This is a genomic window from Leifsonia sp. Root4, assembly GCF_001425085.1.
Taxonomy (GTDB): domain Bacteria; phylum Actinomycetota; class Actinomycetes; order Actinomycetales; family Microbacteriaceae; genus Microterricola.
Map to the genome: position 1 here is coordinate 438765 of NZ_LMDN01000003.1, position 24451 is coordinate 463215.

Here is a 24451-nt window from a genome sequence, read left to right on the forward strand (position 1 = left end):
ACAATCGCAATGACCGCAGAGAAGACCATCCGCACCCTGCACTCGGGATGGACGGTGCGCGCTGCCTCCGGGCCGGCGCCCGAGTTCATCGCATCGCGCACGGTGGCGGCGACCGTACCGGGCGTTGTGCACCTGGACCTGCTCGCTGCCGGTCTCATCCCCGACCCATATCTCGACGACAACGAGGCCTTGCTCGCGTGGATCGGCCTTGTCGATTGGACCTATGAGACCCGATTCGCGCTGAGCCAAGCCGATCTCGAGTCAGCCGTGCGCCACGAGCTCGTGTTCGACGGGCTGGACACCGTTGCAACCGTCTCGTTCAACGGCACCGTTCTCGCCGACGTCGCCAACCAGCACCGCGTGTACCGCTTCGACGTCACACGGCTTCTCCGCGAGGGCGACAACGAACTCGTCGTCGCCTTCCGCAGCCCGATTCGCTATGCCAACGAGCAGAGCATCGCGCTCGGCGTTCGTCCGCGCCCGTACCCCTTGCCTTTCGACGCGGTGCGCAAGTCGGCCTGCAGCTTCGGTTGGGACTGGGGCATCGCGACGTTCACCAGCGGGATCTGGCGAGACGTGCGTCTTGAATCGTGGTCGACGGCCCGGCTGGCGAATGTGCGCCTCCATGCGAGCGTGCTGGGCGAAGGCGGGGCCGTCGACGTGACGGTGGACATTCCGCGTACCTCGGATGCCGCCCCGCTGCAGTTGCGGGTCGAGCTCGACGGGCAGCAGGCAACGGTTGCCATCGCGGAATCGGTAGGCCGCGCATCCGTGCGCCTCGAGATTGCCGATGTCGATCGTTGGTGGCCCGTCGGCTACGGCGAGCAGCCGCTCTACGACGTGCGGGTCTCACTACTCGAGGGGGAATCCGTGCTCGACACCACCACCCGACGTGTGGGGTTCCGCGAGCTGCGATGGAACACCGAAGCGGACGCAGACGGCACGCCTTTCCAGCTGTTCGTCAACGGGCAACCGATCTTGGTCAAGGGGGCCAACTGGATTCCCGACGATGCGTTCCCGGTGCGGATCGACCGGGCACGCTACCGCCGACGGCTTGAGCAGGCGGGCGCCGCCGGCCTCAACTTGATTCGAGTCTGGGGCGGCGGCATCTATGAATCCGACGACTTCTATGAGTTGTGCGACGAGCTGGGCCTGTTGAGTTGGCAGGACTTCCTGTTCGCCTGTGCAGCGTATGCCGAAGAAGAGCCGCTGCGCTCTGAAATCGAGGCCGAGGCGCGTGACAACGTCACACGCCTGGCCCACCATGCTTCGCTGGCTCTGCTCACCGGCAACAACGAGAACCTCTGGGGTTACGAGGATTGGGATTGGAAGCGCCGCCTCGATGGGAAGACCTGGGGCGAGTTCTACTACTACGAGCTCTTTCCGAACGTCATCGCCGAGCTCGCCCCGCACGTGCCGTACGCGCCAGGCAGCCCGTTCAGCCCCGATGGGCAACACCCCAATGACCCTCGGCACGGCACGAAGCACATCTGGGACCTTTGGAACGAGCTCGACTGGCCGCACTATCGCGACCAGAGCCCGCGCTTCGTCGCGGAGTTCGGTTGGCAAGGGCCGCCGAACTGGTCGACACTCACCCGGGCAATCAGCGATTCCCCTCTGACGCCGGAGTCGCCGGGCATGATCGTGCATCAGAAGGCGATGGAGGGCAACGTGAAGCTCACCAGCGGCTTGGTGAATCACTACCGTGTGCCGGAAGACATGGAGACCTGGCACTGGGCGATGCAACTCAACCAGGCCAACGCCATCAGCTGCGCGCTCGACCACTACCGCTCGCACGCGCCGCACACCTCTGGCGCCGTAATCTGGCAGCTCAACGACTGCTGGCCGGTCACGTCCTGGGCAGCGATCGACGGTGACGGGCGAGAGAAGCCCCTGTTCTTCGCCATCAAGAACGCCTTCGCCCCGCGAGTCGTCACGGTACAGCCCCGTGGGGATGGACTTGTTGCCGTCGTCGGCAATGACACGGGCGACGCCTGGGCGGGCGAGCTCGTACTCAGCCGCCGTGACTTCGCCGGGCAGGTACTCGCCCGCTTCGCGGCATCCGTTGATGTGGCGCCGCGAGGCTCCGGCACGGTGGATATTCCGCGCGAGATCGGCACGGCGAACGTTGCCGCCGGCGAGTTCGTCGTCGCCGAGATCGGGGCCGAGCGCGGCCTCTGGTACTTCGCAGAACCGAGGGACTCACTGCTGGCGGCCCCGCAGCTGGACATCGAGGCGGTACGCGATGGCGACGGCTGGGCGGTGACTGTGACGGCGCGGAACGTCGTGCGCGACATCCTGTTGCTCGTCGACAAGGTCGCTCCCGACGCCACCGTCGATCACGGGCTCGTCACCCTGCTGCCCGGCGAGAGTACGGTCTTTCTGGTGCGGGGCGCGTCAGGCGCCGACGCGGCGACGTTCGCTGAGCCTCGGGTGCTGCGCAGCGCCAACCAGTTGGTGGCATCGTGAGTGCCGCGGCCGAGCTGCTCGGCACGGCCGTGTGTGGGATGACGTGGGGCTGGGTGGGGACCAGGGGGAGCTGGGCGACGCCCGCCGCGCGCACCTCGATGCAGGCCATGGCCGAACACTCGGTGAACTGGACGGCAATCGCATACGCGGCAGAGCAGGCCACCCCCTTCTCCACCGAGATCCCATTCACCGAAGAGCCGACGGTGACGGATGTCGAGATCGTCTCCGCCATCCGCCACGCGCATGAGCTCGGACTGCAGGTGTGCCTGAAGCCCGTCGTCAATGTGGCAGACGGCACCTGGCGGGCCAACATCGGATTCTTCGACTGGGACGTCCCCGGCGAGCCGAGCTGGACCGAGTGGTTCGAGTCCTACCGTCGGTTCATCCTGCACGCAGCCGCCATCGCGGAGGCCGAGCGGTGCGCGATGCTGTGCATCGGCTGCGAGATGGTGCGGGCCGAGGGCCAGGAGACGCACTGGCGCAGCTTGATCGCGGCGGTGCGCGGGGTCTACTCGGGGCCCATCACCTACAACTGCGACAAGTACCAAGAAGACCGCGTCACCTGGTGGGATGCCGTCGACGTGATCTCGTCCAGCGGTTACTACCCGATTGATGCCTGGGAAACTCAGCTCGACCGCATCGAGACGGTTGTGAGGCGATTCGACAAGCCCTTCTTCTTCATGGAAGCCGGATGCCCGTCGCGAGAGGGCTCCGCCCAACTGCCCAACGACTGGAATCTCGTCGGCGCGCCATCCGGCGCCGAGCAGCTGCGCTACTACGAGGCCATGTTCGGTGCCTGCACGAGACGACCATGGGTGCGTGGGCTGATGCTCTGGGATTGGCCGGCCGAGCTCTACAGCCTCGAGCACGCGGCAGACAACGACGACTACTGCCCCTACGGCAAGCCGGCCGCGGCCTACATGGTGCAGCAATACTCGGCCTGGGCCTCGGAGAGCCGCGCGTGAGCACAGTCGCAATCGACGCGGGCCAGACCGGCATGAAAGTGCGCATCTCGGATGCCGGGGGAGCGGCATCCGAAATGCTGCTGCCCGGCGTCCGTACGCATGAGCCGTTGCTTCCACAGCTGGTCTCGGCTGTGCGGGCCATTTCGGAGCGCAGCGGGCGCCCCATCGAGGTGGCATCTTTCGGCGTTTCGGGCCTCACCGACAGGGACGCCGACGCCGAGGAGGTGCTGCGCGATCTCCACGAGGTCGGGGTGCGCACGGTGCTGCTCGCGCACGACTCGGTGACGTCATTCCTCGGCGCGCTCGGCGACACCCGCGGGGCGGTCATCGCGGCCGGCACCGGCGTCGTCACGCTCGGCGTCGGACGCAGCGCTGTCGCCAGGGTCGACGGCTGGGGCAACATCATGGGCGATGCTGGCAGTGGCTACTGGATCGGCCGGTCCGCCCTTGAGGCGGTGATGCGCGCCCACGATGGGCGGGGCCCGTCCACCCTGCTCACCGACGTGGTCAGCGAACGCTGGAGCAACATCGAGGACGCGTACATCGAGCTTCAGGGCTCGCCCGAGCGAGTGAGCATCGTGGCGAGCTTCGCTCAGCATGTGGCCGAGTTGGCCGCAGCGGATCCGGTGGCCCACGGCATCGGCATCGCCGCCGCACGAGAACTCGCGCAGTCGACCCTCACGGCCCTGCGTCGGGTGGCGGACCATGCCGATGACGGCGAGCAGCACGTGTGCGCAATCGGTGGCGTGTTCCGGGCCGAGTTCATCACTCGCCAGTTCGAGACACTCGTCAGCTCGGATGTCGCACATGTGCGGATCGAACCCGCGCGTGGAAGCGGCCTCGATGGCGCTGCGGCATTGCCGGGGCTGGCGGCCGGGCATCCATTGCACACCTTGATTGCCGCCGCATCCGTGGCTGCTCAGTGCACGCCCGTGCACTGATAGAGCCACTCAGAGAGGACGCGCAGCGTGTTTGTGAAAATCGACAACACCCCGAGGGCGTACTCATGGGGTTCGCGAACCGGCATCGCAGAGTTTCGGGGCACCGCGCCATCAGGCGAACCCGAGGCCGAACTGTGGCTGGGAGCCCATGCCGGTTCGCCCGCCCGCATCATCGGCGGAGGGTCACATACGCCCCCATACGATGACCTCGCCCGTTGGATCGAGGCCGAGCCGATCCAGGCGCTGGGTGCCGACCTCGCCGCGGCGCGCGGGCGCCTGCCGTTCCTGTTGAAGATCCTCGCTGCCGACTCGGCGCTGTCGCTTCAGGCGCACCCGACGACGGAACGCGCACGCATCGGGTTCGCTCTCGAACAGGCTGCCGGCCTCGCGATCGACGCGCCGAACCGCAACTACAAGGATGACTCCGCGAAGCCGGAGGTCATCGTCGCGGTGAGCGAGAGATTCGAAGCGCTCTCGGGCTTTCGACCGCTGCACGACGTCCTCGCGATCCTCGACGTACTCCGCACTGCCCACGCGGCCTCCGCCGACGCGGCTTCTGCCGAGGGGAGTACAGACGCGGGTGCAGACAGTCTCGAGTTCCTGCAGTCTCTACTGCTCGACAGCGAACCGGTGCGTGCCACGGTGTCATGTCTGCTCGCCGCCGATCGCACGGAGGCGGTCGTCAAACTCATCGATCGGGTGAGCGTGCTTGCCGCATCGGTGGAGGCCACATCCTCGCCGTTCGCGGCATCGTTCGAGACGGTGACGGTTCTTGCGGAGGCCTATCCCGGTGACCCCGGCATCCTGATCTCGCTCCTGCTGAATCGCGTGACCTTGCGCCGGGGAGAGGCGCTCTTTCTGGATGCGGGCAATGTGCATGCATACTTGGGCGGGGTGGGGATCGAACTGATGTCCGCCAGTGACAACGTCTTGCGCGGGGGACTGACGCCCAAGCACGTGGATGTGCACGAGCTTGTCGAAGTGCTTGATTTCTCGCCGATCGCTCCGCCGTACCTGATGCCGCGGGCCGCGGCAGCCGGTGTGAAAAGCTACGACGCCGGCGTCGACGACTTCGTACTGCACCGCCTACAGGCGCCGGCCGCTCTCACAGTCGACGGGCCGGCAATCGTGCTCATTGAGACCGGTTCGGTGCGCATTCGAGGCGGAGTCAACGCCATCGACCTCACGCGTGGGGAGGCGGCCTTCGTGACGCCCGACGAGGACGTGCTCTCAATCACGGGTGACGGGGCGGTGTGGATTGCCTGTGTACCGCCGCAGCGCGAGCTCCCATTCCTCGCTGCTGACTGACGTCGACGCGGGCATTGGTAGGCCCGGTCAGCGGCAGCTCTGCGGCCGCCGGCATCCGCATGCTCGTCTGGCGAGCCGTCGGGCCGTGCAACGAGATGGGAATAGCACCGGGGCATCTGCCCCGGTGCTCTGTGTCCAATGCTCTCTGTGTCAACCGCTTTCTAGGCGATGGCGGAACGGAGTTCCGCGGCGGCGGCTCCGACATCCGGTGCGCCGTAGATGGCGCCGCCGGCCACAGCGACCGCGGCGCCCGATGCCTGCACGGATGCGATGGTGGAGGCGTTGATGCCACCGGCAACCGAGAACGTGACGCCGGATTCCTTGCCATCGCGCAGCAGCTTGCTGAACGTGAAGCCTGCCTCGGCCTGCTCGTCAAGACCGGCGTGCATCTCGACGAAGTCGACGCCGAGGGCGACGACTTCCTGGGCCCGTGCGGGCTTGTTCGCAACGCCGATGAGGTCGACGACGATGCCCTTGCCATGCTTCTTGGCGGCCTTGACCGCTCCCACAATGGTGCTGTCGCCGGCGGATCCGAGCACGCTGACCAAGTCGGCTCCGGCGGCGAAGGCGATGTCGGCCTCGAGCTCGCCGGCATCCATGGTCTTGAGATCGGCGAAAACGATCTTGTCGGGGTGCGCGTTCTTGATCGCGGTGACGGCCGAGAGGCCCTCGCTCTTGATCAGCGGCGTTCCGAGCTCGAGGATGTCGACGTGCGGAGCCGCTGCCTTGGCGAGTGCAAGAGCATTCTCGGTGGTCAGCGTGTCCATGGCGAACTGCAGTTTCATAGCGTTCCTTTGTGTTGGGTCGTGTCGTGGTGATGAATGGCTATTCGAGGTTTGCGTGGAGGCTCCAGAGTTCGTCGGCGCTGCTGCCGCCGCGCTGCCACAGTGTGTGGAACAGGGCGTCGCCGATGACGACGACGAGCTGTTCAAACAGGCTTCCGGAGTACTGCGATGAGGCCGAGCCGGAGCGGTCCAGCTTTCCTGCCGCGGGAACAACGACGAGAGTCGCGGCCAGTGCGGCGAGGGGCGACGAGGCGGCGGTGGTGATCGCGGCGACGCTCGCTCCAGCGTTCACCGCGGACTGCGCTGCCCGCACAATCCCTCCGGTGGTGCCAGAACCACTCGCTGTGAGCAAGACGTCGCCGGAGCGGATGGCCGGCGTGGTGACATCGCCGACGACGTGGACTGAGAGACCGAGGTGCATCAGCCGCATCGCCGTCATTCGAAGGGCGAGCCCCGAACGGCCGGCGCCGACGAGGAAGACGCGGTCGGCGTTGGCGACGGACTCGGTCAGCGCACTCAGCTGCGCGGCGGTATCGATGTCGCCGGCGAGGCGCGCGGCGACGGACGAGAGTTCCCGATCGATCAGGATGAGGGCATCCGTGACGGCTACCGTGTTCGTGTGCATGTCTTCATCATCGGAGACACGCACGCGCTCTGACACCCGGCGGACGGCGGGGTTGCCTACCCGAAAGGATGGGCCCTTATTCTCGAGTAGGTTACGTGCATGGACAACACGAGTGAGATCCCGTCACCGGCGTCACGAAAACGAGTTCTCGACCATGCCAGGACGGTCGCCGAGCTCGCGGATCGGCATGCCGTCACCCTGGAATCGATTCTGGCCGTGCTGCGCTCGGACCGGGTCGATGACCGCGCGGCCAGAAACATCGCAATCGACGCAGCAACGTCCGCGCTCGTTGAGCTGAGGACAGAGACCGATCATCAACGCAGCAGCATGGTCGAGCCGGTCGTCGGAGCTTTCGCCCGGTTGCAAAGCGACCTCCGCCCGTTCGTGCGGTTCGGCGGCCTCGATGTGCAATTCGTCGAGCCGCCCGCAACGGGCCGAGCGCTCCCCGGCGAGGTGGCCTACGCCGCCAGGGCGATCGTGCGCAGCGCGGTTCTGGCCATCGTCGATGCGGGGGAGGCGCGTCGCGTGCGCATCCAGTGGGACTGCGACGGCCTCAACCTTCTGATCGGGATCCGCGACAACGGTGCGGGGGAGACCGCCGCGCACGACGACTCTCTGCGGCCGATCGTCGAGCGAGTCTCCGCGCTGAACGGCGAGTTCACGCTCTCGGCGACGCCGGGGTGGGGCTCGGCGCTGTCGGTCAAGATCCCCCTGGACGCTCCAATGGAGTCGGAGTTCGTCGACGATACCGTTCAGCTGAGCCCGCGTGAGCGCGAGGTCCTTCGGCTCGTCGCATCCGGTGCCCGCAATCGAGCCATCGCCGAGCGCCTGAACGTGAGCGAGAACACGGTGAAGTTCCACGTCTCCAACTTGCTGCGGAAGGTGGGGGCCTCGACGCGATCGGAGCTCGTTGCGCTCTCGCGGCGTTGACAACGGGCGTCGCGCTAACCTCAGTTCATGGCTGACAAGGCGAAGAGCATCGACGAGTATCTCTCTGCGCTCGACCCCGCGTACCGGGCCGAGCTCGAACGGATCCGCGCGCTCGTCACTGAACTTGTGCCGGACACCGAGGAGACCATCAGCTACGGGATGCCGACGCTCAAGTACAAGAACCGAGCCCTTGTGTACTTCACCGCCTCCAAGAAGCATCTGAGCTTCTACCCGTCCTCATGGGCGATCGACGAGCTGAAGGACCAGCTCGAGGGCTACAAGACCACCGAGCACGCGATCCAATACACGCTGGACAAGCCCCTGCCGAGCCGCTTGGTCGAAGCTCTTGTTCGCGTGCATATCCGCGACATCGACGCCAACAGGCAGTAGCTCAGGCGGGTCGGGCGGAGAGGGCTTCCGTTGAGGCGCGGGGGACGAGCGCGAGTCGCAGTTCGGGGCCGGCGCCAGACACGCTCCGTTCCTCAACGGCACTGAGGGCGAGCTCGGCCAGGTAGCGGCCCAGGCCCACCGTGTTCATGCTGATCGTGGAGAGGCGCGGCTCGAACATGGACGCGAGCGGGGTGTCGTCGTGGCCGATGACGGACAGCTCGCCTGGCACAGAGATGCCGGAACGAAGCGCGGCACCGACGATCGCCGCGGCGACGTCGTCGTTGTAGGCGGCAACGGCCGTGACGCCGGCCGATAGCCACTCCTGGATGGCCGCGTGCGCGGAGGCATCCGTGAGCTCGACATCGGCCGTGATGAGCGGAGCGAGGCCCAGCTCCTTCGCGGCCTGAGCCGCGCGCTGACGGCGCAGCGTCACGAGGTCCGCCACGCGCGGGTCGGCCGAGCCCGCGAACGCGATCGAGTGATGCCCGAGATCGAATAGGTGCTGTAACTGGAGCACCGGACCATCCTCGGAGTACTCCTCGGCGATCGGGCTCTCTGGATCGGGGATGAGACGGGTCACGCCGGAGGCGCGGATCGATTCGGCGACACCCGGTGCGAATGCCGCCATCGACATCACGACGTCGGGCTGCAGGGTCTCCCAGAGCGGGCGAGAGTGGCCGGTCGGGTGCGGCGTGTAGGTGATGAGCGCATAGCCGGCTTCATCCAGGGCGAGCGACGCCTCTTCGATGTTGCGGCGCAGATTGAAGTCGAGCGGCCAATCAGGTAGCACGAGCAGCACGATGCGGCTGCGACCACTCGCCAGTGCCCGTGCGGCAATGTGTGGGCGGTAGCCGAGTCGCTTGGCCTCGTCGAGGACCCGGGCGCGCGTCGGACCCGAGATGGTCTGACCGGGGGTGTCGTTGAGTACGAACCCGACTGTCGCCCGAGAAATGCCGAGTGAGCGAGCGATATCGGCCGCCGTGACGCGGTGGGTGCTACTCATTTGGGGCATCCGTTCGCCTTTCGTCCGCGATGCTGCTTGCGCGCGCTAGTTTTCCTAATGTAGCATCGACGCCAGTCACTAGCCCGCGCTAGTGATTCCTTGAACGCAACACTGCCCTTCCCTTCAGACAACGGAGTCCCATGCGCAACGACGCCCGCGATGACGAACCACTCGTCGTCCCCGTCCCTTCCCCGCTTCCCACCGCGACCGTCGATCCCGGCGTGATCGCCGTCGACGAGTCACCGGCAGCGGTGCTGCCGAAGGTCGGCCCGAAGTACATCTGGCTCATGGTGCTCGCCCAGTTCGGCGTGTTCGTGGCATTCATCACGCCGATTGCCATCTCGCTGGCGATCCGCGTGAACGAGCTCGCGCCCGACAATCAGGAGTACCTCGGCTTCATCACCGGCGCCGGGGCCCTCGCAGTCATGATCTCCGGACCATTCCTCGGCGTTGCGAGCGACCGCACCCGCACCCGCCTTGGCCGCCGCCGACCGTTCATGATCGTCGGCACCCTGCTCGGTGTCGTCGCCCTCGTCGTGATGGCGCTTGCCCCGTCGGTGTTGCTGCTCGGCTTCGGTTGGATCCTCGCGCAGCTCGGCTGGGGCCAGGTTCTCGCCAATCTGCAGATTTCCACCGCCGACCGCTTGCCAGAGTCGCAGCGCGGCAAGGTCGCCGGCCTCACCGGCTTCGCCACCCAGGTCGCGCCGGTGTTCGGCGTCGTGATCGCGGGTGGCCTCGCCGCCGACGCCCTCCTGTTGTTTCTCGTGCCGGGTACGGTCGGCGTGATCTTCGTGGCGTTGTTCGTGTTCCTCGTGCACGAGGATGACAGTCGTGGGAACGTGTTTGCCGACCGGATCACGCTTCGCAGCCTGCTGGGCAAGTACCTCTACAACCCGAGGCAGTTCCCCGACTTCTCCTGGAATTGGCTCGGCCGATTCCTCTTCTACTTCGGCCTGACGCTCAACACGACCTTCACCGCGTTCTTCTTCGCGTCACGCCTCGGCATCGAGGTCACCGAGGTCGCGGGCATCATCGCCGCGCTCGGAGGGGCCGGCGTGCTCGCGACGACGCTCGGGGCCATTGGCGGAGGATTCCTCTCCGACAAGCTCCGCCGACGCAAGCTCTTCGTGGTGCTGTCCGGATCGATGATGGCCATCGGAATGGTCACCATGGCGTTCTCCACTGACCTCTCCGTGCTGATCGCTGGATCGCTCATTGTCTCCGTCGGTCTCGGTGGCTTCGCGGCGGTCGATCAGGCACTGCTGCTTGACGTGTTGCCGGAACGCGAGACCGACGCGGGCCGTTTCATGGGCATCACCGGCTTCGCCACCTCGATCCCTCAGGCCATCGCCCCCTTGATCGCACCCCTGTTCCTCGCGATCGCGGTGACCGGTGGCGAGAAGAACTACACCGCGCTGTTCGTCGTCGCGGCCGCGTGCGTGTTCGCCGGCGGCTTGGTCGTGCTGCGCATCAAGTCCGTGCGATGACCCGCCCCGCCCCGAAACTCCAGGAGAACCCGTTGCCAGAGACCACCTTCATCACGCCCATCGCCGACAGCGGGCGTGACGGCGACCCCGCGCCGTATTTCAGGCGGGCTTTCACAGCCTCCGGTGGGCTGCACCGCGCCACATTGCGCATCACTGCGATCGGCGTCGTGGAGCCATGGTTCAACGGCACTCGCGTCGGTGACGAGGTGCTCGCCCCGGGCTGGACCTCCTACCGGCACCGCCTCGCGGTATCGAGCCATGACGTCACCGCGCTCGTCCGTGAGGGCGAGAACGTGCTGGGCGCGATCGTCGGTGAGGGCTGGGCGCTCGGCCGTCTCGGCTGGGAGAATCGGCGCAACCACTACAGCGACCGACCGGCAGTATGGGCGGAGCTCGTGCTCGAGTATGCCGACAGGGTCGAGACGGTGGTGACGGATGACGCGTTCCGCACCGCGTCCGGCGCCATCCGTTCCTCGAGCATCTACGACGGCGAGGTCGTCGACGCGCGACTCGAACCCGTGGGCTGGAGCGAGCCGGGATTCAACGACGGCGAGTGGGCCGGAGTCGAATCGCTCGACTGGCCGGGCGATGCACTGTTCGATTCGGCCGCAGAGCCGATCCGCCGTGTGGAAGAACTTGCGCCGGTGTCGATCGAGACACGCCCCGGCGGGCGCACCATCGTCGACTTCGGCCAGAACATCTCGGGCTGGGTGCGCTTCACCGTGCATGCGGCATCGGGCGATGTGATCACTATTCGGCACGCGGAGACGCTCACCGACGGTGAACTCGACATTGAGACGATCCGTACGGCGAAGGCCACCGATGTCTACACGGCGCGCGGCGGGAAGGCCGAGACGTATGAGCCGCGGTTCACCTTCCACGGCTTCCGCTACGTCGAGATCGACGGATGGCCGGGCGAGCTCGCGGCCGATGACCTGCGCGCGATCGTGGTGCACAGCGACATGACGCGCACCGGCTGGTTCGAGACCTCGAACGAGCTTGTGAACCGCCTCCACGAGAACGTCGTGTGGTCAATGCGGGACAATTTCGTCGGCGTGCCGACCGACTGCCCGCAGCGCGACGAACGCCTCGGCTGGACGGGGGATCTCAACGCCTTCGCGCCAACGGCGGCATTCCTCTACGACGTACGCGGCGTGCTCGGCTCGTGGCTCGATGACCTCGCCGCCGAACAACGCGACAAGGGTTTCGTGCCGTGGGTCGTACCCGACGTACTCTCGACGCCGTCCTCACCGACGGCGCTCTGGTCGGACGTCGCGGTCAGCCTGCCGTGGGCGCTGTACCAGGAGTACGGCGAGCTCGAGATCCTCCGCCGTGCGTACCCCTCGATGACCGCGTTCATCCGCAGCGTCGAACCGCTGCTCGACGAGCACGACCTGTGGTCGAGCGGATTCCAGTACGGCGACTGGCTCGACCCGGACGCCCCCATTGACAACCCGGCCGGTGGCAAGACCGACCGTCACCTCGTCGCGAGCGCCTACCTCTGCAAGACGACGCGGGAACTCGCCGCAACGGCGGCGCTGCTCGGCGAGCACGAGGACGCGGCGCACTTTGCCGCACTGGCAGACCGGGTGCGAGCGGCGTTCCGCCGCGAGTACGTGACCGAGGCCGGTCGCATCGTGAACGAATCGGCGACCGCCTATGCGCTTGCCATCGTCTTCGGCATCCTCGAGCCGGCGCAGCGGCAGCACGCCGGCGAGCACCTGGCGAAGCTCGTTGCGAAGGCCGGCTACACGATCTCGACTGGGTTCGCCGGAACGCCGCTCGTGACGGACGCGCTCTCGAGCACAGGTCACCTCGATGAGGCCTATGCGCTGCTCATGGAGAAGCGCTGCCCGTCCTTCCTCTATCCCGTGACCATGGGGGCGACGACGATCTGGGAGCGGTGGGACTCGATCCGTCCCGACGGCACCATCAACCCCTCCGGAATGACATCGCTCAATCACTACGCGCTCGGCGCGGTCGCGGCGTGGCTGCACCGCGTCGTCGGTGGCATCGAGGCGATCGAGCCCGGGTATCGTCGGGTGCTGATCGCGCCGAAGCCGGGTGGCGGCCTCACCTCGGCCCGCACCCGTCATCAGTCAGCGCACGGCGAGATCATCGTCGACTGGCGTATCGACGGCACCGAGGTGACGCTTGACCTCACGGTGCCCGCCGGTGTCGAGGCCGACGTTGTGCTGCCACTGCACCCGGATGGCACGACCACCACGATCGGTGGTGGCACGCACTCCTGGCGCTATGAACTGCCGAGCGTGGAACGGACCGTCTACTCGATGGACACCACGCTCAGCGTGCTCGCGGCCGATCCACTCGTCTGGCGCGACATCACCACGGTGTTCGCGAAGCACCTGCCCGGAATCCCCATCGACGGCACCGCACCGGAGGCCGCAGCGATGAGCCTCGCGATCGTGCTCGGGTACATACCGGGGGCATCCGACGACCTGCGCATCGACCTTGAGCGCGCCGTAAACCAGAACCCTGAAGGGGCACTCGCATGACCGATATCCGCGATGAGACGCACGATCCCACCCACGCTGCAGACGATTCGGCCTTCGAGGAGCTCGCCGCCCTGCTGAGTGGACGCGACTTCTGGTCGACACGCGCAGGCGGCGGCATCCGCTCGATCGTGATGGTCGACGGGCCGCACGGCGTGCGTCGGCAGGCCGGCACCGCCGACAACCTCGGCTTTCACCAGAGCATGCCGTCGACCTGCTTCCCGCCCGGAGCAGGAATCGCGTCGAGCTGGGATCCTGCGCTCATGCGCGAGGTCGGCGAGGCGCTCGGCCGCGAGGCGCGTGCACTGGATGTCGACATGCTGCTCGGCCCCGCGATCAACATCAAGCGGTCACCGCTCGGCGGTCGTACCTTCGAGTATTTCTCTGAAGACCCGCGCCTGACCGGAGCGCTGGCCGTGGAGTACGTGCGCGGCGTGCAGAGCACCGGTGTCGGCACCTCGCTGAAACACTTCGCCGTGAACAGCCAGGAATCGGATCGCATGCGGGTCAGCGCCGAGGTCGATTCCCGCACCCTCCGCGAAATCTACCTGCCCGCCTTCGAGCGCGTCGTGAAGGAGGCCGCCCCGACGTCGGTGATGAGCGCGTACAACGCGATCAACGGGGTCTTCTCCTCGGAGAACCACTGGCTGCTCACCGAGCTGTTGCGCGAGGAGTGGGGCTTCGACGGGCTGGTCGTCTCCGACTGGGGCGCGATCAAAGACCGCGTTGAAGCGCTGGCCGCCGGACTCGACCTCGAGATGCCGGGCACCGGCGACTCCGGAACCGAGGCGATCCTGCAGGCGGTCAGAGACGGGCGACTCGAACCCGCGCTCGTCGAGGCGAGTGTCGAACGGTTGCAGCGGCTCGCCGAGCGCACGGCACCGGCACCGGATGCCTTGACACCGGATGCGTCGGCAGGCTTCGACCCGGTCGCGCACCACGCGCTCGCCCGACGCGCGGCCGCGGCGTCCGTGGTGCTGCTGCGCAATGAACAGCACACGCTGCCGTTGCGCCCCGGGCAGACGGTCGCCGTCATCGGCGAGTTGGCCGTCGCACCGCAGTATCAGGGCGGTGGCAGCTCTCACGTGAATCCCACCCAGGTCGACCTGCCACTCGACGAACTCCGGGCGGCGCTCGGCGGCGAGCGCGTCTCCTATGCGGCCGGATACTCGAAGGGCGCGGACGCAGCAACGGCCGACGCGCTGTTGTCCGAAGCACGGGCCGCCGCAGCATCCGTCGATGTGGCCGTCGTCATGGTCGGACTGTACGAGGAAGACCAGTCGGAAGGCTTCGACCGGGAGCACCTCGATCTGCCCGACGCGCATGTCGCGCTCATCGAGGCGGTCGCGGGTGTCGCCCCGCGCACCGTCGTCGTGCTCTCCAATGGCGGTGTGGTCACGCTCGAGCCCTGGCACGACCGCGTCGATGCGATCGTCGAGGGATGGGCTCTCGGCCAGGCCGTCGGCGGCGCGCTCGCTGACGTGCTGACCGGTGCGGTGAACCCCTCCGGGCGCCTCGCCGAGACGATCCCGCTCGCGCTGGCCGACACACCGGCGTACCTCAATTTCCCGGGGGAGCAGGAGCTCGTTCGGCATGGCGAGGGTGTCTTCGTCGGCTACCGCTACTACACGAGTGTTGACCGCGCCGTGCGGTACCCGTTCGGCCATGGCCTCAGCTATACGAGCTTCAGCATCGACGACTTCGAGGTCGATGGGAGCGGCACGGATGCCGCAGTGGCCCGCGTGACAGTGCGGAACGCGGGTGACGTCGCGGGTGCCGAGGTCGTGCAGCTCTACATCGCGCCGGCGCCGTCGGCGGTTCGCCGACCGGTACGCGAGCTCGGTGCCTTCGCGAAGGTCTCGCTCGAACCCGGCGAGACGACGACGATCTCGCTGGAACTGGAGCGACGTTCCTTCGCCCATTGGGATGCGCGCGGCTCGCGCTGGTGGGTCGACCCCGGCAGCTACAGGGTTGAACTCGGCCGCTCGGCCAGCGACATCATCGCGTCGCGCGAGGTGACCCTTGCGGGTGATGTCGAGCGGCCCGCTGCGCTCAACCTCGACTCGACCGTGAAGGAATGGTTCGGGCACTCTGTTGTCGGGCCGGTGCTCATACAGACCATGATGGCGAACGCGACAGCGGGGCAGCAGGCGGCCGCCGAGGCGAACGCCAACGCGCTCAAGATGGTCGAATCGATGCCGATGGGGCAGTTCGCGAGATTCCCCGGAGTGGAGATCCCTGCCGAAGCGCTCGAGCAGCTCATTCTCTTGAGCGGTGCATCGGAGCGCACGGAGTCCGTGGCGTGAACGAGCCGCACTCGCCCGTGGCGGAGGACGCACGGTATCGCAACGACACGGTGGCCGGGCGTCACGGCCGGATACCGCTGCGCCGCTATCGACCACGGGCGGCTGCCCCTCGGTCCTCGTCGCTCATTGTGTGGCTCCATGGTGGGGCGTTCTCGCACGGCGATCTTGACATGCCCGAGGCTCACGGCGTGGCGCTCGCTCTTGCCGAGGCCGGGCATCCCGTCGTCACCGTCGACTACCGGCGCGTCCCGTCGTGGAGCTGGTGGGCGCGCCCGCGCCCCGGGGTACTCGGCGGCGTGCGCTACCCGGTCCCCGTCGATGATGTCAGCGACGTGATCGGCCAACTTGCCGGGGAGGCGGCGGCCTCCGGTCACTCTCTCGTGCTCGGCGGCGCGAGCGCCGGGGCGTGTCTGGCGGCGGGGGCCACGCTCCGAGCGCTGCGTGAAGGTCGTGCGGCATCCAGACGGCTGCTGCTTGCATACGGGACCTTCCACGCGGTGCTGCCGCCGGCCTCGCCCGAGTTGCGTGCCCGGATCCGGGGGCGGCACGGTCTGGCGCAGTTCCGCCCGGCGACCGTCGAGCGGATGAACAGGAACTACGCCGGGCGCATCGAGGCGATGGCCGATCCATTCGCCTTCCCTGGCGGCCACGACCTGGCCGGGATGCCGCAGACGCTGCTGCTCGACGCGGATCGCGATTCGCTCCGAGCATCGGGCGAACACTTTGCGAGAGAACTGCGGGCCGACGGGGTCGATGCCACACATCACGTTGTGGCCGGATCCACTCACGGCTTCCTGAACCGACCCGGGGAGCCCGCATTCGACGAGGGAATCGCGCGCGCCAAGCGCTGGCTGGTCAGCGCTTGATCAGTGCACCCGCCCCGCGCATTGCGGCGAGGTCCTTGAGCTCGGATTCGGTGAGCGATGGACGCGGGGCCGCGGGAGGCGCAGCGGGTGGGGCCGCTGGAGGGCCCGGCGGTGTTGTGTTCTGTGTGGCGTTCTGCGCTGGGTCGAAGCGCACCAGCGCGTTGGCCTTCTCGAGCGAGTCGTGCATGCCTCGGAGCACGCGCTTGGCCGGGTCGACGTCCCACTTGTAGAGCAGGTAGCGGTCGCCGTCCGGGGTGTGCACGCGCTGAATCGAGGCCTTCGGCGTCACCGCATCGTTGCGCATGCAGATCCACATGTCGACGTCTACACGTATCGGTTGGGGGAGGGTGGACATTGCTTGCTCCTGAGGATGCTCACGGTGCGCCGGCTCGCACACCATCAACACTATGCGCATGCGCGGACAACGCACGATGGCTCACCGGGTCAACTCGGCAACAGGGTTGACCCGGTGTCTGGTGTCCGTCAGCCCACGTGCGCCATGGCGACGGCGTCACCCTGGGGGAGCAGCTCCGACTTCTCGCCACGAATGAACACGGCGGCGATGACCGATGCCAGAACCATTCCGACTGCGGCGGCAAGGAATGTCGCCGAGTAGCCGCTCGTGAAGGCCTCGAGCAGCGCCGTACCGGTCAAGCCGCTGGTCGCTCCCGCCGTTGCCGCATAGATCGCCGTGAAGATCGAGAGGCCGATCGAGCCGCCGATCTGCATCGCGGAGTTGGCGGTGGCGGATGCCGCGCCGGCATCGTGCGGGGCGACACCGCTGAGCGCGAGGTTCTGCAGCGGCACGAAGACGAAGCCCATGCCGAATCCCATCAGCACGAGTGCGGGCAGGACCTGCACGAAGTAGTCCCCGTCGGCCGTGATCCGGCTGAGGTAGACGAGGCCGACCGCCACCAGCAGCGGGCCGCCGATCATCATCGGGCGCGGACCGCTGAGCGGCAGCAGCTTCGTGGCGATCGGCGCCACGATCATGATGGCGACGGTCAGGGGCAAGCTCGCCAGTCCCGAAGCGAACGGTGCCATGCCCAGCACGATCTGCAGGTGGAAGGTGAGGTAGAGGGTCGCTCCGATCATGACGCTGCCGGTGACGGCCTGGATCAGGAATGCCCCGCCGCGCACCTTGTTCGCCACGATACTCAGAGGCAGTAGCGGCTGGGCGACCCGCGATTCGATCCACACGAACAGTCCGAGCAGTACGACGCCGATCGCGAGGAATCCGATCGTGTCGGCCGAGCCCCATCCGCCTTCGGCGAGACTGAAGCCGTAGACGAGCGAACCGAGGCCGAGGATGACCGTGATGGCGCCCCAGACGTCGTAGCGGTTGTCGCCGTCCGCCTTGCTCTCGGTCAGGAACAGGATGCCGCCGATGAGACCGAGGATCACGAAGAACACGTTCACGAGCAGGCACCAGCGCCAGTCGGCGAACTCGGTGAGTGCGCCGCCGAGGAGGAGGCCGATGGCCGCGCCTGCGCCGGCGATCGTGCCGAAGACGGCGAACGCCGTGTTGCGGTCTTTGCCGTGCGTGAAGGTCATCGTGAGCAGTGCGAGGGCGGCCGGAGCCAGCATCGCGGCGAACAGACCCTGCAGACCGCGCGCGGCGATGAGTTCAGTCCCGTTCTGAGCCATACCACCGAAGACCGAGGCGGCGCCGAAGCCGACCATGCCGACGAGGTAGGTGCGCTTGCGGCCCCAGTAGTCGGCGATCCTGCCGCCGAGCAGGAGCAGTGCGCCGAACGCCAGGGCGTAGGCCGTGACGACCCACTGCCGCTCGCTGTCGGAGAGCCCGAGCTCGATCTGAGCTTGCGGCAGCGCGATGTTCACGATCGTTCCGTCGAGAACGACGACGAGCTGGGTGAGCGAGAGCACGACGAGGGCACACCAGCGATTGGGTGAGCGAAGAGGGGTGGACATGGAGAAACCTCCGGTTATCAAAAGGATGCCGGAGGTTTCAAGCCTCGGACCGAACGCGCGATGTGCGCTCGACCACAGTGGCCACGTAGCCAATCAGGTGACCAGATTATCAGACCGCTCGGAGGCCTGCGGCAGCGACTGCAGGCGATCGACACGTGTTGCAGACTGGGGGAGTGAGTGACGAATGGGTGGATGACGACAGGGTGGATGACGCCAGGGTCGATGACGACAGCGTGGATGAATACAGCGCTCTCTTCGATGGCCCGCCCTGCCCTGCCTGCGGCGTGGAGATGCATCCGGATGGCGTCGACACGGTCGAGGGTCTCGAATCCTGCCATCGCTGTCCGCGCTGCAAGATGGTGCTCGTCATCCCAGGCTACTGAGCCGCGGAAGCGTCATTGGCTCGAGGGTGAGGAAAGTACCGCGAAGTAGAGTTGCCCCATGGCTCGGATCTCCCCAGTAACCCTCCGCGGACACTACGTCACCCTCGAACCACTGAGCGAGGATCACCACGACGGACTCGTCGAGGCGGCATCCGATGGCGAGCTGTGGAACCTCTGGTACACCTCGGTGCCGCGACCCGAGCACATGCGGGATGAGATCCGGCGACGGCTGGCCATGCAGGAGGACGGCTCGATGGTGCCGTTCACCACTCGTCTGAACGACCCCGTCTCCGGTGAGCCAGGCACGATCATCGGCATGACCACCTACTGCGACATCAACGCCGAGCTGCCACGCCTGGAGATCGGCTACACCTGGAACGCAGCGAGTGCGCAGGGAACGGGAACGAATCCGGACAGCAAGAGGCTCCTCCTCGGCCACGCATTCGAGACCCTCAACTGCGTTGCCGTCGAGTTCAGCACGCACTGGATGAACATGCAGTCCCGCGAGGCGATCGCTCGCCTGGGGGCGAAGCAGGATGGAGTGCTGCGGGCGACGAGCCGCATGGCCGACGGCTCACTCCGCGACACCGTGATCTTCTCGATCATTGCCTCGGAGTGGCCGCAGGTTCGAAGCGGGCTGGATCTGCGACTCGCGAAGAAGCGCTGATCCGGGGGCCGGTCGCGCCACCGCATTTGTGGGTCGAACGGCCACTAGAATGGGCTGACGCAGCTGCCAACGGAGAGAGCGCGAGTGCCCATGCCGCAAGACGATGCTTCGCGACCCGGTGAATCTGGCCCCGAGGTACCCCAACGATCGCGCAGACGACGGCTCGTCGTCATCGCCGGCATCGTGGCCGCACTCGTCGTCGCAGGAGGCGGCATCGCTGTGGCTGCAGCCAGCAGCCACGCGGAGCACGAGCAGGCTGTCGAGGATGCTCAAGCCGCGCTGGACGCCAACGGTGTGGCAGAAGAAGACAACGCCGACGCCCGCGCCGGCCTCGTGGGGGCTGTCGAACGCTCGATCGAGCGGGATGCCGTGCTGGGGTCGATTGCAGCATCGACCGTGCTCGCCCCCGAGATCGTGGCACCAGTGCGGGAAGCACTGACCGCGCTCAACGACTTCACCTCGCGGATCGCTGGGCCGGGTGAGAGCGTGGTGTTGCTCTCGGCGGCCCCGGTGGGCACCATCGAGGTCCGAGTGGATGCCGATACCGACCGGGCAGCGATCGACGAGGAGACGGCCAGGACCGAGCTCGCAACCGCGGCGATCCAAGACGATACGGCGAGAATCCTCGCCGACACCGCTGAGCTCGCCGACCTCGCGCGGGCGGTTGACGTCGCACTCGCAGGCATCGCCGAGCGCTCCGCCGAGGACTCCGCGTCAACGCTGACCGCGCACCCGAGTGCTGCGCAACCCGAGCGCGATGCGTTGACGGCGGCCATTGATGCGCTGAGCAAAGCTGGTGCGCCTCTCGATCAGACGGTGGCGGCGTACCTGACCACGCTGCAGGCTGTGAAGGATTCGCACGCGGCAGTCGAGGCGCAGAAAGCGCAAGCCGCGGCCGATGCCGCCGCCGAGGCGGCCCGGGACGCAGCCGAGTCCCATGCTGGCGGGGGCGATTCCGGCAGCAACGGGGTTGGCGGCACCCCGATTCAGTGGGGGCCCACCGGGCTTCGCAGCTACCAGCCGCCGCCGTTCGATCCGAGCGTCGTCAGAGACGGTAACTTCTGGGACGGCTGCCGTGGCCTGCCAGCCAGCGGTTTCACCGAGAACGGCGTTGAGCTGCCGGTCTTCGAGTGGCCGTGGACCTACTGGGTCGAGGGCGGGACCGTCTACTACGTGCGGTGCATCGAACCGCTCTAAGGTCGCGAGGCCCCATCATTGATCCGCAGAACCACGTTGCCGCGCTTGCGCCCGGTGTCGACGTAGCGGTGCGCCGCGACGACGTCGGCGAGGTCAAAGCTGCAGTCGATGACGGCGCGGAAGCGGCCAGAATCCGCGAGACTGACGAGGTACGCGAGGTCCTCGGCGCTGGGCTTGCCGACGTTGTAGGTCACGAGCTTTTGCGACGTCCGGCTCTGGCGTCGGCTCCGCAGCATCCCTCTGAGGTCCGCGATCACGAGCAGGAGTGCACCGCCGGGTCTGATGGCGCCGCCGACCTTCTCGAACGGGGCGTTGCCGACACACTCGACGATCACGTCGTAGCTGTCGGCTGATGCCGTGAAGTCCTGCTTCGTGTAGTCGATCACGCGGTCGGCGCCGAGTGACGTGACCAGTTCTGCGTTCCCCCCGCTGGTCACGGCGGTGACGTCGGCGCCCAGCTCTTTCGCGAGCTGGATGGCGGCGGTTCCGACGGCGCCGGATGCGCCGTTGACGAGCACCGTGGTGCCCCGCCCGATGGTGACGTTCCTGAAGAAGCCGAGGGCGGTGACGCCGCCGAACACCAGTGTGACCGCCTCCTCGAAGCTCATTGTCTCTGGGGCGCGCGTGATCGCGCCGTCCTGGTGGATGCAGACGTACTCGGCGTGCCCGCCGAAGGCGCCGCCCGTCATGGCGATGACCCTGTCGCCCGGAGCGAAGGCGGTGACGCCGGCGCCGACGGCCTCGACGACGCCCGCGGCATCCATGCCGAGGATGCGGCGGCTCGGCCGGAACACGCCGAGCCCGAACGCGGCGAGCATGCCGAGGCCGGCCGGGATGTCGCGGCTGCGGGCTCGGTGGTCGGCGACGCCGACGGTACTGGCGTGAACCCGGATGAGCACGTCGCCTGGTCCCGGGGTGGGGATCGGGAGGTGCTCGAGACGGATGACGTCCGGTGCGCCGAAGTGGCGGTACACGGCGGCGGTCATGGTGGGGCGGGTGCCGGTTGTGGTTGTCATGCTTCGATGTTCGTCGCGGCACGAGCCCCGGGCATCGGCGGAATGGCTTGAATCGGCTCGGCCGAAAGTACGGTCTCCCGTCGTCCGCTCCGCCGATGCCGTGCAGCGCGGTTCGGGCGAGCATCGAATCATGACCTCAGCCACCGCCATCACCCACTCCAGTACCGGCCGACCGCGGCGTCCACGCGGCGGATGGCTCGTGCCCGCCGGGCTGATCCTGCTCAGCCTGATCCCGGTGATCGGCGGCGCCTTCCGCCTCACCGAGTTGAGCGGCGGAGCGGCCATCACGCCGGACAATGCGCGGTTCTTCGCCGCGCCTGTCCCGATCATCGCCCACATCGTCGGCGCCACCCTCTACTGCCTGCTCGGCGCCTTCCAGTTCGTGCCCGCGCTGCGGGGGAGGCGAAGCTGGCATCGCATCGCCGGGCTCGTCCTGATCCCCACCGGGCTGATCGCGGCCCTCTCCGGGCTGTGGATGGCGGTCTTCGTCGCCCCCGCCCCGGGCGCCGGTGGCGCTCTCCTCGTTGTGCTCCGACTCGCCTTCGGTTGGGCCATGGTGGCGTGCATCCTGCTCGGAATCGTCGCGATCCGTCGGCGGGACTTCAGCGGGCACGGCGCCTGGATGACGCGCGCCTACGCACTGGGCGTCGCCGCCGGAACCCAGGCGATCGTGTTCGCGATCTGGGTCATCGGCGGCGGCCCCACCGACGAGCTGACCACGTCCGTGATGATGGGAACGGCGTGGGTGATCAACGTGGCGGTGGCCGAACTCGTCATCCATCGGCGTTCTCGGCGCACGGGCGCGGCTCGCTCCTCGGGCCGCCTCACCGTGGCGTGATGGCCTCGTATCATGAAGGGGTGATCGGACTCCTGCGCTCCGCGTGGAACATGCCGAGTGCCGTCCCCCCGCCACCACGCCGGGTGTGGCGGGACTGGGTGCTCGTGGCGCTCGTCGCCGCCTCCGCGGTCATGGAGGGTCTGATCAGGGCCGCCGAGCTATCGCTGCCGTTTCTCTCGGTCGCGATCCTGCTTGCGGTCACGCCGGCCTTCCTCTGGCGTCGCACCAAGCCCCTCCTCATGCTCGTCATCGTCTTCATCGCGATGGCACCCCTCGAGGCGTTCGTTCCCGATTCGATCCTCTACACGGGTCTGTTCGTCATCGTGCTGCCCTACGCGCTCTTCCGCTGGGCATCGGGGCGCGAACTCGTGATCGGGTCGTGCGTCATCCTCGGCAGCCTCGCTCTGAGCTTCGTCCGCGGCGGCGGCCTCGACGACCTGATCGGCGGTTTCGCGCTCCTGCTCTCAGTCGCGCTCCTCGGAATGGCGTTCCGTTACCGGGCGAGCTCCCGGCGGCGCCAGCTCGAGCGCATCAAGGTGCTGGAGCGGGAGGGCCTGGCCCGCGACCTGCACGACACCGTCGCCCACCACGTCTCGGCCATCGCGATCCGCGCCCAGGCTGGGCTCGCCGTGGCGGCGCACGATCCGGATGCCGCGACGGCCGCACTCGAGGTGATCGAGGCCGAGGCGGCGAAGACTCTGAGCGAGATGCGGTCGATGGTGCGGGTGCTGCGCCAGGGGGAGTCGGCCGAGCTCGCGCCCAGCCCGCGGCTGGCCGACATCGAGCAGCTCGCCGGCATCCGCCCGGGGGGCGCGACCGTCGCAGTGCGGGTCGGCGGCGACGCCGAGAGCGTGCCGCCGACGGTGGCCGCCGCCGTCTACCGCCTGGTGCAGGAGTCCGTGACCAACGCCCTCCGGCACGCGCGCAAGGTCACCCGGATCGACGTGACCGTGCAGGCGGATGCCGGCGGTGTGCAGATCGCGGTGGCCAACGACGGCGAGGTCGCAGCGTCGCCGACGCCTGGCTACGGCATCACCGGCATGATTGAGCGCGCTGCCCTGCTCGGCGGCACCTGTCAGGCCGGTCCCGTGCCGGGCGGCGGGTGGAGTGTCACCGCGGTGCTCCCTCGTGTTGGATGGACCTCATGACAATCCGTGTGCTCATCGCCGACGACCAGGAGCTCGTGCGCACGGGGCTCAGCATGATCCTCGGTGCCCAGCCCGATATCGAGGTGGTCGGCCAGGCCTCGGACGGCAACGAGGCGGTGGCGCTCGCTCAGAGCCTCCGCCCCGATGTCTGCCTCTTCGACATCCGGATGCCGGGGCTTGATGGCATCGAGGCCACAAAGGCCATCGCCGGGCCAGGCGTGGAGAACCCGATGGCTGTCGTGATCATCACCACCTTCGACCTCGACGAGTACGTCTACGCGGCGCTCCGGGCCGGCGCGCGCGGATTCCTGCTCAAGGATGCCGGTTCGGCGCTGCTCGGCCAGGCGGTGCGCGCGGCCGCCGACGGTGATGCGCTGATCGCCCCCAATGTGACCGTGCGACTACTCGAGGCGTTCGCCGGTGCGGCGCCGGCGGAGCAGTCGGCGCCACCCGCCCAGCCGATCGAGCCGCTCACCCACCGTGAGGAGGAGGTGCTCGCCAAGGTGGCGGTCGGGCTCAGCAACGGCGAGATCGCGAGCGAGCTGTTCATCACCCTCAGCACCGTGAAGACCCACCTCGCAAGCCTGATGAGCAAGATCGGCGCGCGAAATCGGGTGGAACTCGCCATCTGGGCGCACCAGACCCGGCCGATCTCGGATCGACCGTGACATCACCACCACGC

Annotated in this window: 22 protein-coding genes; 16 read left to right on the top strand and 6 right to left on the bottom strand. The window is 67.6% G+C overall.

Translation table 11 applies throughout. The features are described from left to right. Positions 1–9 precede the first annotated feature (9 nt). From ASC66_RS11720 to manA, 4 genes are read left to right on the top strand one after another with little or no spacing between them, the layout of a single operon-like run. On the top strand, positions 10–2469 hold the full coding sequence (locus ASC66_RS11720; protein WP_055839536.1) for a glycoside hydrolase family 2 protein: 2460 nt from the start codon (positions 10–12) through the stop codon (positions 2467–2469). After that, positions 2466–3434 carry a glycoside hydrolase family 113 gene (locus ASC66_RS18460; protein ID WP_502691612.1) on the top strand — a complete coding sequence of 323 codons (969 nt, stop codon included), beginning with the start codon at positions 2466–2468 and terminating at the stop codon, positions 3432–3434. Before ASC66_RS11720 ends, ASC66_RS18460 begins: the two co-directional genes overlap by 4 nt. Beyond that, complete coding sequence (locus ASC66_RS11730; RefSeq protein WP_235496875.1) at positions 3431–4375, top strand: N-acetylglucosamine kinase; 945 nt, start codon at positions 3431–3433, stop codon at positions 4373–4375. The genes ASC66_RS18460 and ASC66_RS11730 overlap by 4 nt, the downstream gene beginning before the upstream one ends. Positions 4376–4402: 27 nt before the next feature. Next, the gene (manA, locus tag ASC66_RS11735) at positions 4403–5683 is read left to right on the top strand and encodes a mannose-6-phosphate isomerase, class I (RefSeq protein WP_082492282.1); all 1281 of its coding nucleotides are present in this window, start codon (positions 4403–4405) and stop codon (positions 5681–5683) included. Positions 5684–5844: 161 nt separating this feature from the next. On the opposite strand, the gene hxlA is transcribed toward manA, so the two are convergent. Both hxlA and hxlB read right to left on the bottom strand, forming a co-directional pair. Further along, positions 5845–6468, bottom strand: a complete 624-nt coding sequence (gene hxlA, locus ASC66_RS11740) for a 3-hexulose-6-phosphate synthase (protein WP_055839542.1) — start codon at positions 6466–6468, stop codon at positions 5845–5847. A 40-nt stretch (positions 6469–6508) separates the two neighbouring features. Further along, entirely contained in the window at positions 6509–7093 is a 585-nt protein-coding gene (gene hxlB, locus ASC66_RS11745; RefSeq protein ID WP_055840382.1) for a 6-phospho-3-hexuloisomerase, read from the bottom strand. Between the two features lie 99 nt (positions 7094–7192). Between hxlB and ASC66_RS11750 the strand changes: the two genes are divergently transcribed. Both ASC66_RS11750 and ASC66_RS11755 read left to right on the top strand, forming a co-directional pair. Then, the gene (locus ASC66_RS11750) at positions 7193–8023 is read left to right on the top strand and encodes a helix-turn-helix transcriptional regulator (RefSeq protein ID WP_055839545.1); all 831 of its coding nucleotides are present in this window, start codon (positions 7193–7195) and stop codon (positions 8021–8023) included. Positions 8024–8050: 27 nt separating this feature from the next. After that, a complete protein-coding gene (locus ASC66_RS11755; protein WP_055839548.1) occupies positions 8051–8413 on the top strand; it encodes an iron chaperone in 363 nt (120 codons plus the stop codon). Position 8414: 1 nt separating this feature from the next. On the opposite strand, the gene ASC66_RS11760 is transcribed toward ASC66_RS11755, so the two are convergent. Next, entirely contained in the window at positions 8415–9416 is a 1002-nt protein-coding gene (locus ASC66_RS11760; RefSeq protein WP_235496880.1) for a LacI family DNA-binding transcriptional regulator, read from the bottom strand. A 140-nt stretch (positions 9417–9556) separates the two neighbouring features. On the opposite strand from ASC66_RS11760, the gene ASC66_RS11765 reads away from it, so the two are divergent. From ASC66_RS11765 to ASC66_RS11780, 4 genes are read left to right on the top strand one after another with little or no spacing between them, the layout of a single operon-like run. After that, positions 9557–10903: an MFS transporter gene (locus ASC66_RS11765; protein WP_082492283.1), complete on the top strand. Its 1347-nt coding sequence runs from the start codon at positions 9557–9559 to the stop codon at positions 10901–10903. Next, a complete protein-coding gene (locus ASC66_RS11770; protein ID WP_055839554.1) occupies positions 10900–13419 on the top strand; it encodes a glycoside hydrolase family 78 protein in 2520 nt (839 codons plus the stop codon). The genes ASC66_RS11765 and ASC66_RS11770 overlap by 4 nt, the downstream gene beginning before the upstream one ends. Continuing rightward, positions 13416–15722 (top strand): glycoside hydrolase family 3 C-terminal domain-containing protein, encoded by a 2307-nt coding sequence (locus tag ASC66_RS11775; RefSeq protein WP_055839557.1) that lies wholly within the window; start codon positions 13416–13418, stop codon positions 15720–15722. The genes ASC66_RS11770 and ASC66_RS11775 overlap by 4 nt, the downstream gene beginning before the upstream one ends. A 50-nt stretch (positions 15723–15772) precedes the next feature. Continuing rightward, a complete protein-coding gene (locus ASC66_RS11780; protein ID WP_235496906.1) occupies positions 15773–16588 on the top strand; it encodes an alpha/beta hydrolase in 816 nt (271 codons plus the stop codon). Here ASC66_RS11780 and ASC66_RS11785 read toward each other — a convergent pair. Further along, complete coding sequence (locus ASC66_RS11785) at positions 16578–16943, bottom strand: hypothetical protein (protein WP_157509777.1); 366 nt, start codon at positions 16941–16943, stop codon at positions 16578–16580. The genes ASC66_RS11780 and ASC66_RS11785 overlap by 11 nt on opposite strands. Before the next feature lie 128 nt (positions 16944–17071). Next, positions 17072–18520: an MFS transporter gene (locus ASC66_RS11790; RefSeq protein ID WP_055839564.1), complete on the bottom strand. Its 1449-nt coding sequence runs from the start codon at positions 18518–18520 to the stop codon at positions 17072–17074. Between the two features lie 173 nt (positions 18521–18693). Here ASC66_RS11790 and ASC66_RS11795 point away from each other — a divergent pair, with 173 nt between their 5' ends. The 3 genes from ASC66_RS11795 (at position 18694) to ASC66_RS11805 (ending at position 20767) form a co-directional block, all read left to right on the top strand. Next, positions 18694–18903, top strand: coding sequence for a hypothetical protein (locus ASC66_RS11795; RefSeq protein WP_157509778.1), 210 nt, complete (start codon positions 18694–18696; stop codon positions 18901–18903). Between the two features lie 58 nt (positions 18904–18961). After that, positions 18962–19570 carry a GNAT family N-acetyltransferase gene (locus ASC66_RS11800; RefSeq protein WP_055839571.1) on the top strand — a complete coding sequence of 203 codons (609 nt, stop codon included), beginning with the start codon at positions 18962–18964 and terminating at the stop codon, positions 19568–19570. Positions 19571–19660: 90 nt separating this feature from the next. Beyond that, positions 19661–20767 (top strand): hypothetical protein, encoded by a 1107-nt coding sequence (locus ASC66_RS11805; protein WP_055839573.1) that lies wholly within the window; start codon positions 19661–19663, stop codon positions 20765–20767. Here the strand turns inward: ASC66_RS11805 and ASC66_RS11810 are convergent. Continuing rightward, on the bottom strand, positions 20764–21783 hold the full coding sequence (locus ASC66_RS11810) for an NAD(P)-dependent alcohol dehydrogenase (protein ID WP_055839575.1): 1020 nt from the start codon (positions 21781–21783) through the stop codon (positions 20764–20766). The genes ASC66_RS11805 and ASC66_RS11810 overlap by 4 nt on opposite strands. 130 nt (positions 21784–21913) lie before the next feature. Between ASC66_RS11810 and ASC66_RS11815 the strand changes: the two genes are divergently transcribed. The 3 genes from ASC66_RS11815 to ASC66_RS11825 are packed head-to-tail and all read left to right on the top strand — an operon-like array spanning position 21914 to position 24437. After that, complete coding sequence (locus ASC66_RS11815) at positions 21914–22621, top strand: DUF2306 domain-containing protein (protein ID WP_082492284.1); 708 nt, start codon at positions 21914–21916, stop codon at positions 22619–22621. Positions 22622–22641: 20 nt separating this feature from the next. Then, positions 22642–23769: a sensor histidine kinase gene (locus ASC66_RS11820; RefSeq protein WP_157509780.1), complete on the top strand. Its 1128-nt coding sequence runs from the start codon at positions 22642–22644 to the stop codon at positions 23767–23769. Continuing rightward, entirely contained in the window at positions 23766–24437 is a 672-nt protein-coding gene (locus tag ASC66_RS11825; protein ID WP_055840390.1) for a response regulator, read from the top strand. Before ASC66_RS11820 ends, ASC66_RS11825 begins: the two co-directional genes overlap by 4 nt. Positions 24438–24451 lie beyond the last annotated feature (14 nt).